The following is a 14,091-nucleotide window of genomic DNA, read 5'->3' on the forward strand; positions in this document are numbered from 1 at the left end:
ATATCATTATAACTCGAGTCGAATAGCTTTATCTGTTAAAAAAGTCATAAACATTTATGGAATGGTTCAAAGAAAGAAGAAGATACATGGGCACAATTTTTGGATCATGCTACCTCGACTCAAACCTTATTGTTGCTAAACTAACTGGAGATAGACCAGATTTAATACCTGGTATTGACTACATTTTAGACCAGTATCTGGGAATGTACATCTACATTTCTCCCATGGTAATAGGTGAGTATTTTGATGTGGCAACACGAAAAAAAGGTCTATCAAGGGAAGAAGCTACAGATGTTTTACGTGATTTCATTCTGAAATATTCAATCACAATAACATGTCCAAAAGTCAATCTAGCAAGTCATTTCCCAATTGCCGCAGAAGGCGAATTATATGCCGATATTGTTTTACATGATTCAAAACATGGAACTTTACAGGTACTCTCAACAAAAGGTTCGAAAAAGCAGTCTGTTACGATGAAATCCGAGCGGCCTGGGTATTCTGATCATAATTACGTTTCTGCAGAAATAACAGGTTTGTTGACAAAGTTTCTTATTGAGGCAGCAACAGGAGATTATGGAGGAAATAGCGGGAAGTTATCATATCAAGACAAATTGGTTCTGCATATGGCTTCTCAGATCGGGCCAGTGTACTTTGTGACAGATGATTCCGACTCGCTTCTAAAGCATTTTACAGGCTTGCCGAACGACAGAAGATGTGGAAACATCTGGGGAATGTTTAACTTATCCGAATTTGAGAAAAAGGACAGAGCGAAGAAAGAGACATTTTTTGGTCCAGAGTATGAAAAATATACATGGTGGGCTGAGAAAGACAAAGGCAAAGTTAATCTTGGATTGGATTTTCTAAAGGAACATGACAACGGTTGATCCGAACTGGTGTAACAATGTCTGAAAAAACAGTAGATGAGGACCTCTTCAATGATGATGCTACATTCGGAGAAATATTTGACAGAGACTCAAAAGACTACTTAATCGTTCATCTTGATGTTCTGGGATACAAGGATTTTGTTGAAATAAATGGTGAAAAAGAACTATTTGCTTCAATAAGAAAAGGGTGGATGTTTGCTAAAGCTCTTTTTGACCCCGAATTAACTATGGCTGATGGAAGTACAGTAAGCTACGAAGTAAAATTAAGGATGTTTACGGATAATATTTTCATCTCGGTAGAGTTAGAAGGAGATGGGCGGGACGAGATGCGAGTTACCCTGACCATCAATATACTAGCACATCTTCAAAATTCAATAATGGATCATTCAAATTTGTTGCTAAGGGGGGCAATTACGTATGGGAAATGCTACATTGATGATTTCATTTTGGGAAAACCATTCATAGAGGCATTTGAGCTCGAATCTAAGAAAGCAATATGGTCGAGGATAATAATTAGCGAAAAGGTGTTGACACACATTCCACAAAAATTTGTAAATACTCTCGTAAAAAAAGACGAAAAGGGCCTATTTCAACTGGATTATTTACGCATAGTTATCGAATTTACGCATAGTATGTCTGGAATCACTTCAAGCGAGACACTACTGAAACACAAGGGGAGTGTTTTAAAGATAACCAGAAACACTTTGAACGATGATCGATTTTTAAGCATTGAAACCATCGGTGATGCAATCAAAATTCTCAAAATTACAAAAAAATATCATTTATTGACCAAGTATCATAATGACTTATGTGAAGAATATGGCTGTGAGGATGCAAAAATGGAGGATGTCGAATGGTCTGACACACTTCTTGAGCAATACGAAAGCCTGACTAATCACATAACAGAAGCTAGATCTCCTAAAGAAATTGATGAAATTAGCAAGATATTGTTGCAAATAAAAAATTCATATGGAAAAATAATTGAGCCTATTATTGCCCATAATGCTAAATATGGTTCTGGAAAAAGCAAATGAGAAGACTCATTCTTTAATATCTTCCTGTTTGTTCACTCTTTCCAGAACTTGCTGTATCTTTTCCAAGTGGCTTGCGACCTCCTGCCCCCTCGGCGTCAGGTAAAGCCTCATTGCATTGTGTTGTTTATTCTCTTCTCCGATCACGTCATTGATCCTCAGGAACTTCGTTCTTTCATTTCCACCCTCTAACTTTGTTATCTCTGTCTTTTTCGATCCTGGGTTCTCTTTGACGGCCATTATGACATAAAGGGAGAACTTTCTCTCGAGAATTTCTAACGCAAATCCCATATTTCATAATTCAATACCTGTTGCTACGCAGCAAGTGGTTGAAGTCCCACTCCGCTGAAACAAAGGCGCTATTCTTCTCGTTTTCGGACGGTTACGGTCATCTTTCGGGCAACAGTTTCAGGAAGATCAAGTCAAAAATCGAGGTAAAAATAGGCGAGAAATTTGAGCTCAGAGACTGCCGCAGAGGCTTCGGTCAGAACTATCTGGACAAGGGCCTCAACATCGAAGCCGTCTCCGTTCTGATGGGACACTCTTCAACGAAGACCACCGAAGGCTACTACTGCAGGAAATCACAAGCGAATGTAATCTAAGGAGCGAAGGAAGTATAATGAAACACGCAGGTTGCACCCATCTGGATGCTGGCTATGATAAAGTGAGTGCAACCGCCGGGTTTCACACCCCCCTTAGCCAGCGTTTTCTAAATAAGGGTCAATTCTGCATTTTTACAATAATTCGAAATCAATCGGTTTCACCATAGACTTTTGGGTGTTCTCAGCGACTCGGTTAGATGGAATTCTGACCGTTTGACAGGCATGTAAGCTGTGGTTGCTGAGGCATCAAATCCAAAAACTCATTAGAAAATCTCTTAACAAAACAACAGAAAGGAACATGAAAACATGGCAACAAGTGTAGAAACAAACTTAGGCAAGAAGATAGGAATATACTTCAGACAGATGAACATCGGAGACAACGATGAAGAGCAAAAGACATTAATCATGTCTTTTTCAGAAGGCAACGTATACGTTGATCTGAAGATACTCTCGCACTTCAATCGGGAAAAATGGCAGGAGATATCTTCATTTGTTTAGAAGACAAAGAAGAATTAGAGGGTTTTTCAGAGGAAGATTTGCCAGAGATGCTGAGAGATGTGCTCTGTGACTTATTGATTTCAATGATGGATGAGATAGAGAGACAGAATGCCACACACTGTGACCCCGAGAAATGTGAGGAAGACTGTGACCTTTGCGAAATAAGGGCTATACCGAAAATAATCTGCATCAGAAGCAAAGTCATCAGAACAAACGGGAGGGCATAATGTTTCACTATCAATTTTTAATATCAGAAGAAGAGGAATGATTAAGGATCATTTTATTGATTGTTTAAACCAAATAGATTGGCATTAATTTTTTATTTTGCTAGGTTGAGATTCAAAATATCCATTCCAAACTGATTATAAATCCATTCTAAAGCCAGACATGTTTTTTTAATGAAGAAATACGCACATGTTATCAGACCAAAAAAAGGAATGCCATCTAACCTCAGCGCATGAGTACGATATGTTGCTTTAACAATGTCCTCTCCATTGGATAGCCTGCTGATCCATCTCTGTTCTGCTCTGTCTTCTAGATACACATTAATAGAAAAATCGAGATGATTTAAATTCATATTTCCGAGATCTTTACCATATGCATCGTTAATGATACAGTGTATAAATCTCCCGATTACTCGTTGTCTGAAATTATCTAAATGTACTTCTTCGATGTACATTTCCATATCATTACGGTTCTTGGTCTTGATAATAACTTCAAGCCGCGCATCATTCTGGCTTTGAAAAGTAGATTTGTATTCAGGCAAGTCTTCTAATTTTTCATTTTTTTGTGAACAATCGTACTCTCCCCCTGTGTATTTCTTTTGTAGTCTGAAATTACTTATACATTTTGGATCTATTGGGCGAATAACAGCGGCTTCCTTATAATATGAAATATCTGAAAGATTGTGTACAAAGTATGGGTCGATGTGTAAAAGATAGTTGTTTCCATAAGTTTTTTCGATGTGTTGGATCATTTTATCCTTTTCAAGATATTCAAAGCAATGTCCTTTGTAACTAACTCCGATAAATGGTCCAAAACGAACCCCATCGTCCACATATTTCCCTCCTCTCAATTCACAATCATCAAAAATATTTCTAGGAAGGTATTCGCCGCTACCCTGTTTACTTATCTTTTCAAATAGTTCAGGAAAGGCTTGAAACAGGGGTTGAGATTCGTTATATTGTTCATAACTGCGTCTTTCATGAAAAGAATGGTTCTCTAGGTAAATATCGTATAGGACTCTTGCTTCGTTTTCATTTTTCGAATCGGTACCTAATTGATAAAAAATGCCCATTCTGCAGTCTGAAGAAGAGTCTTTCCATTCATATTTGAATTTGCTTGCTCCTTCACATAAATCTTTGATTTGGTTGTCATATCTTCTAATAAAATAGTTGTAGTTAAAACGATTAATCTTACCAATTTTATGTGCGAGCTTTTCCATCTTCTCTATGTAGTCGTTGCACATCATACTATAATATGGTTAATAAATAAAAAAGTGTGAGGTTTCCTCCACACAAATAGTCACATCCTCTTAAACTATTCCTCCGTGTCCTCCCTCAGAGAACTTTTTCCACAACAGATGAAGGCATTATAACACAAGAGAAATTTGATGCCGTCAAAATAAGACTTTTGGAACTATGGTTTCAATTGAAGTATCTCTTTTAACCTGACTTTCGAGCCTCTGAAATAAGAGGTCGGATCCTGTACAGCGTGGTTTGAACATCTATCTAATGTCGAATAGGGGCATCCCCATTCGACTATAGTATTATATTTCTACATAATCGATTATAATGAATTATGGTAACTCACGATTCAGACGATTCAAAATTATATCATATTATGTATCCTATTGTATTTTTCTATTCGTCAAATTATTTGGAGGAGTTCAACAGTTGGAAGAGAGTTATTGAAGATGATGATACTGACTATGTTAATTACATTGTAGAAAAATTCATTTCCAATCCAATCGAATCACATACTTTTTCAAAAAACGTTAATCCGATCGATGTTACTTTTACATCATCAGGAACAATTATTTTGAAAACAGACGATTATGAGATAGCAAAACGCATCGTAAATTCACTTTTACTTTCCTTTGCTCTTTTGACAGGTCATACATGTTTTTCGTGCAAGATCACAGATTTAGATCCGATGAGGAATGAAAGAGGTAATTCAATTCCATTGGTTAGATCACATGTGTCCATAGGAAGAGCAACAGCATGCTCAAAAGCAATTCTTGGAGATGAGTTTAACAACATTCTCTTCAACAAGCAGTTTCTTCATAAAGACACAATTGCGCCCATAGTAGAACTAGCTGAACATTTTTATGAATCAAAAAATACTGTCTCTTATCAAAGAGAATTTGAAGCCTTATATCAATGGTCTGTAAAAAACTATGATGTGGCTTTTATATTATATTGGGTACAAATAGAGCTATTTTTGAAAAGAAATCTTAGATCGTACAATGGGATACCCAGTGCAAGAAAATCAATAAATTCACTTATTGGCGTAGACCAAAATGGGAGACCTGTAAGGAGAAAGACAAAACTGTGTGGCAAGTATATACCGTTACTCTTGGCAAGAGACATTAACAATTGTTATGAAATAAGAAAGAACATGGTTCATGAAGGGAAAGAGTGTGACGAAAAGTCTGCAGAACTGTGTAAAGAGATTGCTGAAAAACTTCAATTGTGGAGACTTATTGATATAGATAGGATTGATTATGATTCATATCTTCACAGAGTTAGATTAATAATTGAACGGGAAGAAAAAGTCATTTGGCCGATGAATAATAATGGTTCTCTAAGAATGTAAGTGGAAATATTCTCTCGAGTAAAGAAATCAGGATCTTTCCAAAACCAGTTGTATCTTTTCCAAGTGAATTGCGATTCCCTGCCCCTTTGGCGTCAGGCAAAGCCTCATAAGAAGCGAAGGAGGTGTGGTGAAACAGGCCGGTTGCACCCCTTTTTGATGCTGGGTGGGTAAAAGTGAGTGCAACCGCCGGGATTCGAACCCGGGTAGCAAGCTTGGAAGGCTTGAATCCTGACCAGCTAGATTACAGTTGCAACGGACCTCCCCTATTTTGTACTTGATATTTAACTGTAATGCTGGGTTAGGAAAGCATTCGTGATTTTAAAGGAAAAGACTTAGATTTATCTATTCTGCGGAAGATACTGGTACATGATGCACGAACCTGTGTTCCAGGATAGTTTTGAAGTAAACGTCTGGAAGAGGCTTAACTCCGAAAAGGACAGTGCATCGCAGAAGAGCGATTTTTTCATCGGCATCGCCAATAGCGTTATAAAACGCGAAAGATCCGCTAATTCCGCGATACTTTCGCTGCTCATTGAGAAACTATTCGAGACGCAGAGCAGCGGGATGGAGCCGCTCATCGACCAGCTTGTTTCCAAAAGCAGGCCTAATGACTGCATGCCGGCGCTGACGGCGGCCCTTGTCTATGCCGGTGTCGACAGGTGGGATAAGGCGGAAGAGATGGCGGAATCGGTGAAGCACGCTCAGAACATCCCCATGCTGGGATGCGTGAGGGCAAAGATAGCGATGGAGGCGGGCGATACCCCGAAGGCAAAGAAGGAACTGATGAGGGCAAGATGCAGCGACCCCGCTTTTCCTATGTTCTATGAGCTCATCCAGCAGGCGGAGCCGGCGGAAGGCTGGATGTACAGGCAGAACATCGAACTGCTGGCCGCCGGCAGGGAGCAGATACCCTTCGGCGATAACACCGGCTCCAATCCCGTTCAGAAGCTGTATGAGATCTACAGGGATTGGTACAAAGGTAGCAGGGACGAGGCCACCGAAGCGATGATAAGGTCCGAAGAGTACAAGAAAAAGAATTCGGAGTATGTGCTAGCATCCGCCAGGATGTCCATGGACGAGAGAGACTGGCACTCCGCTCAGATGATGTACACCTCCCTCCTCACAAAAAGCGCGAACTGCGTTTACATAATATGCGAGGCGGCCAAAGCGTTCTACTCCGGAGGGAACTTTGAGAAAGCGCTGTCCATGTACAGGGACGCGGAAGCACTGGACCCTGTTTCCCCATTGGTCATGAGAGGCTTGATCCAAACCTATTCGGCGCTGGGAATGAAAGCGGAAGCGGCGCAATGCGCGAAAGAATACCTGGACAGCGAGAACGCGGACCTTGCGGCATATGTCATGGGGGCGAAGGTGCTGTTCTCGAACTCCTTCTATGCGGACGCAGAGTCGGTGGTGGACAAGGTCCTCCTTTCCCATCCGGGCGATCCGAGCGCATTCGTTCTGAAATCGGAGATAGAGTTCGAGAGTGGGAACATAAACGCCGCCCTGAGGACGGTCCTGAACGGGGTCGATAAGAATCCAGACAATGCAGACGTCAGGCGTCAGAAGGCGAGGATACTGTTCAAGACAGGGAGGGCGGACAAAGCGGCGGCAGAACTGGAGAAAGCGGAGAAAGCAGACCCAGATAATGTGGGGGTGCTGCTTCTGATGAAGGACATCGCGATCGCCGGCGGAAAGAGCGAGGACGCCGTAAGGCTGAGCAACAGGATACTTCAGCTGGACCCAGGGAACGTCGACGCCATGAACACCCTGTCGAAGGCGAATCTTTCGGTGAAGAGAGAGGAGTCCTACTCCTCGTACAAGGACATGATGGTAGCAGACAACAGAGCGGAGAATTTCGTTAATGTCTTATCGTCCATGATCATCGACGGCAAGTACAGGGAGGCGGTACAGATGTTCATCGAGAAGGAAAGGGAGTTCGGCAAGAATCCGGCGGTGAGGCGTTTGAAAGGGAACGCCGAGTATGCCCTGGGTAATTACAAAGAAGCATCCGCCGCCTTCGCATACGCTTCCGAGCTGGACCCGAAGGATCCGATGGCATGGCACTCGAAGGGCATGGCCGACGAGGCCATGGGCGACCTCAAGAATGCCGAAGAAGCTTACAACAAAGCCGTCCTTCTGGATATGAACGAACCGGAGTACTGGGTCTCGCGTTCTTCCATACAGGAGAAGAAGAAAGACCTGGCCGGGGCGGTCGAGTCCCTGAACAGGGTTATCGAACTCAGACCGGGCGACATATACGCGCTTGTGAAAAAGGGAATGATCTTCGCGGAGCTCGGAAGATTTGATGAAGCGCTTTATTATCTGGATATGGCGACGGTCACCGATCCTGATAACATCGAAGTGATGAGGATCAGGCGCGACGTGGGGATGGCCTCCGGTAATATCAAGGCGGCGGAGGAAGCGGCAGTGAAGCTGGTCGAACTGAGGCCCTTCGATGAGGAAGGGGTCGCCGCAGCGGTCAGGATACTTATGCTCAATGGCAGGGACGAGGCCGCCGCAGGCCTGATAGAGAATGCGCTCAAGGCGGAGCCGTCCTCGATCCCTCTCCTCATAACCAAAAAGGAGTTCTGCACGCTGAGAGAGGACCACAGAGGGATAATCGAGGTCTGCCGCCGCATTTTGGCAGCACAGCCGGATAATAATCTGATCAGAAACGATCTCGCCGAAGCGTACGCGGCCACGGGCGATGTGAATGCGGCAAGCAGGATGTACATGGAGATCAGCCCCGCGGAAGATAAGGCCGAACAAAAACGCCAATATGCCCCCAAGGCACAGAAACAAAAAGTACCAGACACAATAAAAAGATATGCAGAAAGGGTCCTGAGGCGCGCATACATATCAAAACTCTCGCTGAGCGATCCGACGCTGGTCGAAGCGCTGGATATCGATGAGGCCACCGCCAGGGCCATAATGGCCTATCTCTCCGACATATCGGAATACGGCGACGTCAGCCCAGGAACACTGGAGTTCGAAAGGATGGAGAAGCTTTCGTTCAACGCGGTGACCAAAGGGAACTGCACGGGCCTGGAGAGCGAACCGCTGATAACGATACCCAGCGCGTATGTCGCCGGCGGGGCGAAGGATGCGGACGAAGCGAAGTTACTGGTCGCCTACATGTATAAGGTGTTAAGCGCCAAAAAGTCGGCGAAAGCGCTCCCTCCGGATCTGAGGAAGATAGCGGAAGCAACCCAAAAGGACACATCCATTGAAGAAATAATGAAAGGGCACAAGATCGGAGCGTATCAGGCGAAGCTGGTCAAAGACAACCTGTGATCAGTATCTGTTCATTTCCGATTTCATATATTCTCTTAAAAGGCATGTCGCATAATTCCCCTTCGTAAGGGAGAAGCTGACCTCGTATCCGTCGCCGGCGATCCTGTGCGACAGACCTGCCACGGGACACAGTATCTCCCTCCTGCTCCCCTTCGAACTGCAGTGCGGCAGCCCTGGGACAATGAAGTCCTTGCCGGAGATCCTCTCGTTTTCAATGACGGATCTCTCGATCTCTCCCATCTCTCCTTCCGCTATCCTGCTTTCGGAACCGAACAGCGATATGGTAACGAACGCCCTGCCCGATCTGACCTGTCTTGTCACAAGGTCAATGTTGTTCGGCGTCGTAGCGACAGGGTTCTCATGCTGAGGCACCCTGTTGGAATCCAGGGGGATGACGACATCCCCCACTATGGGTCTGTTCAGAGGGATGCCTTTCCCCATACGTCCGCTGAGCATCCTGTTGAAAAGATATGACTGGTAGGCATGCACGAACATCATCTGGAGGTTCTTAGGGAGTTTTTCTATGGCCCCCTTCCAATCGTCTGGGTAAGAGACAATGTGTTCCACCATGATCTTCTCGAACGACAGCGAATCCGGCATATCTTTCAGAAGGGAGGACCAGTCGCCGTCTTCAGACAGGGCTCTTCTCGCGTCCGTGACATCCTCGTCCTCGAATGCGGACAGGTCCGAAACATAACTTCGGACAGCTCCTTCTATATCTCCTCTGACTATGGATTCGCCGACCTTATGCGTTATCGGCCTGACAGATCCGAACCTCTGCACTCCGAAATAGTTCGGAAAGCCCCCCTTATCCTTCACGGCCGAGGAAACGGCGTCAAGGGTCTCAGAGATGTCGTTCTCCGGGACAGTGCACTCTCTGACCCTGACCGCAAACGAATTCCCCAGCAGGTCCCCGATCTGAACCCCTCTTTTTGCAGTGTATGGCTCTTTGATCTCCACATCCTTGAGGGAGATCCTTTTCATAGAATCGATGGGGCATTCGAAGGACATTAGCTGCGTCGTCACCGCTCTTTTGTCCTTTGTCCCGGCAAAGCCTATCTTTTCGCGGGATATGCCGAGGCCTCTCGAAAGCAGTCTTACGAGGCGGTTCGTTTCCCAATTCCTGCTGGTAACTTCTGCGATAACGAACCTTCCGTCCGCAGCGGCCTCAGGTCTGTCCGATATCTCTTTTACAACAAAATCCTCCGGCTCTTTTTTGAGACGTCCGCCGGTCCCGTCCGTGTCGCTCAGGTAGAAGGACATGCCGATGTCCGCTTCGGCGGTGCGGCATTCCCTGTACGGGCCGTTCATTGCTTTACCGTTGCAAAATAGGCGGATATTGCTTTGGAGGCCTTCTTCACCGCGTCCTCAGGCTTTCCTTTGCTGACTTCCACATGTAAAACGGCGTCGGACAGCTCCGGGTGGTGGTTTATGTATCTCACCAAATTGACGTTTTTGTCATCGCTGAGCATCTTCATCATAAGCTCTATGATCGTCGGGTCCTCGCCGGTGAATCCGAGCGTTATCGTCTTATCTGTCTTTTCGACGGTATAGACTTCCATGCGTTGCGATTACGATACGAATAATAAAGTTTTCGTAAACGCGGCTTCTCCTCCTTCTGAGAGGAGGAGCTCCGCACTTATAGGACATACCTAGTCCGTTTTTATGATTCTGCGTATCGGAACATAAGCAGGCTGGAGGATATTTTTCCCATGAGCCATCCGGGCAGCAGTTTTTCAAAATCTCAGATGTCTGGTTTTCCGTCATAAGAGTATGGCGCCTTCTCAGCCGGAAAGTGACGTGCGTATGAATGTCTTTACTGAAGATGTGCCAAAACCTCTTGTCAGTATATAGTGGGATTCTGTTGTCAACCGAAACCTATGAGAAAATCCCTATAACTTTCGGCTGAAAACCTATATTTCAATAAATATATACCTGCAACTGAAACAATATAAAATTTGAAGATACATTTAAATATGCCAGATGGAGAATGACAAAGTTAAATGGAGAGAAAGTAAGGAAAGAGTAGGAACGTGATCACATATAACTGTTTTGATGCGGGAGTGTTCTTTCAATCCCTTGTATTTTCACATAACGCTTTTTTTAAAGCATAGGCCGCGCTAAACGATGAAAACCGCTGAAATCTATTGAAAAAAGACGGGATCAAAGGTCGTATAGTTGCATCCAACAGAACCTATATATATTATAGTCATGGTTGTTTCAAGCAAACTGTTTATATAATAGTGGAGGAGAACACAATGAAGAGTATAAGCGTATTAGCGTTAGCTATCACGCTGGTTACGGTTTGCGTTTGTGCTGCATACGAGATGGGGGCGTTCAGCAAAGATGTTAATTCCACCAGTGTTCAAGACGAAGAATCACTCATACCCATTCCATATCCAAGGCTCAGCACTGATGATAATTACACCAGTGTTCAAGCTGATTTTAATGGGTCGGCGACTGGCGGTTATGCCGATGAAGGCAGTTTAGACCGCAAAAACCAACCACACAACCTCGCCGCAGCGATCGGCGAAAATGGTAATTCGTGGTTCCAATACAATGGAGCGATGGATTTCACAGCACAGAGTAGTTATACTTTTGATCTTGTGAGGGGTAACAACCTGACCAAGGTCGGGGAGTATACGATTGTTTATAACAACGACACCGAAGAGTTCACGATATTCTTCAATGATACGATATCGGTCAGTAAAGCAGATATGTCTATTTCTAATAATATGCAGGCCTTTAAGAACAAAAACGACAAAGGCTTCGACAGCAGTTATATCTGGACATCATCACCGGGCCAGCAACAATTCAGTTTCAAAGGTTCTTTTTACACCTTCGAGGCCCCCTGGGTGACCGATCTGACGAGTGTTAACGTCTACATCAACGTTGATGGTATCAAGGGCGATAAGAACTCCTACATTATCCCCGGACACTACGTATTCAAAATAGACGGGATCACTTATGACCTGGAGGTACCTGCACAAATCCGCGGATTTATCATTGATATGCACGGCGCCACCATGAATGCCACCCAGGAGAACAACGGAACCAACCTGCGCGAGATAGGAAGCAGAGAGGGATATGTCGTTCTTCAACCGTCACTACCATCCAGTATGGTCACCCGCAATTTCGATGATTCGATGTTTGAGGTGATCAATCTCGTTGTCGATGCGCTCAACATAGACAGGAACCGCCTGCACATAACAGGCTTCTCCATGGGAGGAATGTTCACATGGCGCTCCATACACGACCATCCGGACTTCTATGCCTCAGCGGCTCCCGCGGGCGCAGCTTACAATGGTAACCTGGGATGCTTGTTCACCGGAGATGACATACCTCCGGTCGAGCTCCCGATACTGCAAATGCATGGAACGCAGGACTTTGTATCGAACTTTGAATTAAACGGACTTCGCCAGAGCAATGCCGTGATAGATTCATGGAATATGGGCCCTGGCCTGATCATCGCAGGAGATGACACGTACACGCACGCCCGCTACATAAACGAAAATGGGACCGTGTATGAGTTCATATATCACAGTTATTCATCTACTGCTCCCTTCGGATCGTCGGGCGTCACGGGTCACTGCTTCCCCGGAAGCACAGTTTACTATGACTCAGATAATCCCTTCCAAACATTCGCTTGCGAAGACGACGTTTCGTTCCACTGGGGAGAAGAGGTCGTAAAGTTCTTCAAGGCACACCCGAAGAACGAAGCGAAGACGACTGGATCGGTACTCGCAGACACATCACCCGGACATCATCTCTACACCTACGAAGGAATACTGTTCGATCTGGAGATCCCCGAACAGATCGAGGACGGCCAGGTAGGGTTGGTCCTCGATATGCACGGTCTCACCATGGATGCCGACATACAGAACAATGGAACGAACATGCGTGCGCTCGGACAGCAATACGGGTATGTCATACTCCAGCCGTCTGTGCCTACCAGGAACGTTACCATAAACTGGGATGAGCCTATATTCGAGATGTTGGCCATCGTTGTAGATTCACTCAACATCGATGAGAACCGCATACATGCAACAGGATTCTCTCAGGGCGGAGCGTTCACTATGCGTGCCCTGCGTGATCATTCCGACATCCTGGCATCGGTAGCCCCGCTGGCGACCGGAGCCGGAGCGGACGAGACAAGGTATGTTCCCTCCAAGGACAACATGCCCGAGATGGAGATCCCGATCCTGTACATGATAGGAACCAAGGACTCAGTATATCCTCGCGGAATTGAGCTTTGGACGGCAATATCGGACACATGGGATATCGGCAACGGAGTACAGATAGCAGGAGACGATACTTTCACCCACACCCGCTATACCAATGCGAATGGAACTGTGTTTGAGATCTTCATGCATGACTATTCGTCCGGCGCACCGTTCCTTTACGGAGCTGTGGGCGGCCACTGCTTCCCCGGAAGCACTGTGTATTATGACCCGGAGAACCCCATATCATCTTTCGCTTGTGAGGGCGAGAATTCGTTCATCATTGGTGAAGAGGTAATGAAGTTCTTCATCGCACACCCGAAGAATGAAGTGAAAGTGGGCCACCTGATAAAGGACAAGACTCCCGGACACCACTATTTCGAGTACGACAGGGTCGGCTATGACGTGGAGATACCGGAACAGTTCCTTGATGGGCCGGTCGGATTGATCCTTGACTGCCATGGCAGCACAATGGATGCCACCCAGGAGAACAACGGAACCAACCTGCGTGAGATCGGTGCCAGAGAAGGATACATAGTCCTTCAGCCTAACATCGCATCCAACCAGCAGATACCCCCGACCTTTGACGACCAGCTGATGGAGGTCCTGAACCGTCTCGTCGCCGAACTCGGCGTGGACGAGAACAAGATCCACGTGACCGGATTCTCAATGGGAGGAAGGTTCACATGGCGTATGATCCGTGACCACTCTGACATCTTTGCATCGGCGGCACCCTCGGCCA

The 14,091-nt window shown here is 45.3% G+C and carries 12 protein-coding genes and 1 tRNA gene; 8 read left to right on the forward strand and 5 right to left on the reverse strand.

Annotation, left to right across the window (positions count from 1 at the left end):
- The first annotated feature begins 56 nt into the window (after positions 1 to 56).
- The gene (locus FWG96_06695) at positions 57 to 884 is read left to right on the forward strand and encodes a hypothetical protein (protein ID MCL2032934.1); all 828 of its coding nucleotides are present in this window, start codon (positions 57 to 59) and stop codon (positions 882 to 884) included.
- Between the two features lie 17 nt (positions 885 to 901).
- Entirely contained in the window at positions 902 to 1,918 is a 1,017-nt protein-coding gene (locus FWG96_06700) for a hypothetical protein (protein ID MCL2032935.1), read from the forward strand.
- A gap of 6 nt (positions 1,919 to 1,924) precedes the next feature.
- On the opposite strand, the gene FWG96_06705 is transcribed toward FWG96_06700, so the two are convergent.
- Complete coding sequence (locus tag FWG96_06705) at positions 1,925 to 2,206, reverse strand: hypothetical protein (protein MCL2032936.1); 282 nt, start codon at positions 2,204 to 2,206, stop codon at positions 1,925 to 1,927.
- Between the two features lie 38 nt (positions 2,207 to 2,244).
- On the opposite strand from FWG96_06705, the gene FWG96_06710 reads away from it, so the two are divergent.
- The 3 genes from FWG96_06710 (at position 2,245) to FWG96_06720 (ending at position 3,242) form a co-directional block, all read left to right on the forward strand.
- On the forward strand, positions 2,245 to 2,517 hold the full coding sequence (locus tag FWG96_06710; protein ID MCL2032937.1) for a site-specific integrase: 273 nt from the start codon (positions 2,245 to 2,247) through the stop codon (positions 2,515 to 2,517).
- Between the two features lie 306 nt (positions 2,518 to 2,823).
- Positions 2,824 to 3,015, forward strand: coding sequence for a hypothetical protein (locus tag FWG96_06715; protein MCL2032938.1), 192 nt, complete (start codon positions 2,824 to 2,826; stop codon positions 3,013 to 3,015).
- Positions 2,988 to 3,242: a hypothetical protein gene (locus FWG96_06720; protein MCL2032939.1), complete on the forward strand. Its 255-nt coding sequence runs from the start codon at positions 2,988 to 2,990 to the stop codon at positions 3,240 to 3,242. The genes FWG96_06715 and FWG96_06720 overlap by 28 nt, the downstream gene beginning before the upstream one ends.
- 92 nt (positions 3,243 to 3,334) lie before the next feature.
- Here the strand turns inward: FWG96_06720 and FWG96_06725 are convergent, their stop codons facing one another.
- Positions 3,335 to 4,459 (reverse strand): hypothetical protein, encoded by a 1,125-nt coding sequence (locus FWG96_06725; protein MCL2032940.1) that lies wholly within the window; start codon positions 4,457 to 4,459, stop codon positions 3,335 to 3,337.
- Positions 4,460 to 4,815: 356 nt separating this feature from the next.
- Here FWG96_06725 and FWG96_06730 point away from each other — a divergent pair, with 356 nt between their 5' ends.
- Entirely contained in the window at positions 4,816 to 5,832 is a 1,017-nt protein-coding gene (locus FWG96_06730) for a hypothetical protein (protein ID MCL2032941.1), read from the forward strand.
- 178 nt (positions 5,833 to 6,010) lie between these two features.
- Here FWG96_06730 and FWG96_06735 read toward each other — a convergent pair.
- Positions 6,011 to 6,083: transfer RNA gene (locus tag FWG96_06735), tRNA-Gly, on the reverse strand.
- Positions 6,084 to 6,198: 115 nt separating this feature from the next.
- Here FWG96_06735 and FWG96_06740 point away from each other — a divergent pair.
- Complete coding sequence (locus tag FWG96_06740; GenBank protein MCL2032942.1) at positions 6,199 to 9,129, forward strand: tetratricopeptide repeat protein; 2,931 nt, start codon at positions 6,199 to 6,201, stop codon at positions 9,127 to 9,129.
- On the opposite strand, the gene truD is transcribed toward FWG96_06740, so the two are convergent.
- Entirely contained in the window at positions 9,130 to 10,440 is a 1,311-nt protein-coding gene (gene truD, locus FWG96_06745) for a tRNA pseudouridine(13) synthase TruD (GenBank protein MCL2032943.1), read from the reverse strand. It lies immediately after the preceding gene.
- The gene (locus FWG96_06750; GenBank protein ID MCL2032944.1) at positions 10,437 to 10,691 is read right to left on the reverse strand and encodes a hypothetical protein; all 255 of its coding nucleotides are present in this window, start codon (positions 10,689 to 10,691) and stop codon (positions 10,437 to 10,439) included. Before FWG96_06750 ends, truD begins: the two co-directional genes overlap by 4 nt.
- A gap of 696 nt (positions 10,692 to 11,387) precedes the next feature.
- Here FWG96_06750 and FWG96_06755 point away from each other — a divergent pair.
- A partial coding sequence (locus FWG96_06755) for a hypothetical protein (GenBank protein MCL2032945.1) occupies positions 11,388 to 14,091 on the forward strand: 2,704 nt, incomplete at its 3' end.

Origin of the sequence: Candidatus Methanoplasma cognatum (assembly GCA_009777615.1) — an archaeon.
Taxonomy (GTDB): Archaea; Thermoplasmatota; Thermoplasmata; order Methanomassiliicoccales; family Methanomethylophilaceae; genus Methanoplasma; species Methanoplasma cognatum.

Coding starts and splice junctions, on each gene's coding strand:
- FWG96_06695 (MCL2032934.1), top strand. CDS start 57: ATGGAATGGTTCAAAGAAAGAAGAAGATACATGGGCACAATTTTTGGA.
- FWG96_06700 (MCL2032935.1), top strand. CDS start 902: ATGTCTGAAAAAACAGTAGATGAGGACCTCTTCAATGATGATGCTACA.
- FWG96_06705 (MCL2032936.1), bottom strand. CDS start 2,206: ATGGGATTTGCGTTAGAAATTCTCGAGAGAAAGTTCTCCCTTTATGTC.
- FWG96_06715 (MCL2032938.1), top strand. CDS start 2,824: ATGGCAACAAGTGTAGAAACAAACTTAGGCAAGAAGATAGGAATATAC.
- FWG96_06720 (MCL2032939.1), top strand. CDS start 2,988: ATGGCAGGAGATATCTTCATTTGTTTAGAAGACAAAGAAGAATTAGAG.
- FWG96_06725 (MCL2032940.1), bottom strand. CDS start 4,459: ATGGAAAAGCTCGCACATAAAATTGGTAAGATTAATCGTTTTAACTAC.
- FWG96_06730 (MCL2032941.1), top strand. CDS start 4,816: ATGGTAACTCACGATTCAGACGATTCAAAATTATATCATATTATGTAT.
- FWG96_06740 (MCL2032942.1), top strand. CDS start 6,199: ATGATGCACGAACCTGTGTTCCAGGATAGTTTTGAAGTAAACGTCTGG.
- truD (MCL2032943.1), bottom strand. CDS start 10,440: ATGAACGGCCCGTACAGGGAATGCCGCACCGCCGAAGCGGACATCGGC.
- FWG96_06750 (MCL2032944.1), bottom strand. CDS start 10,691: ATGGAAGTCTATACCGTCGAAAAGACAGATAAGACGATAACGCTCGGA.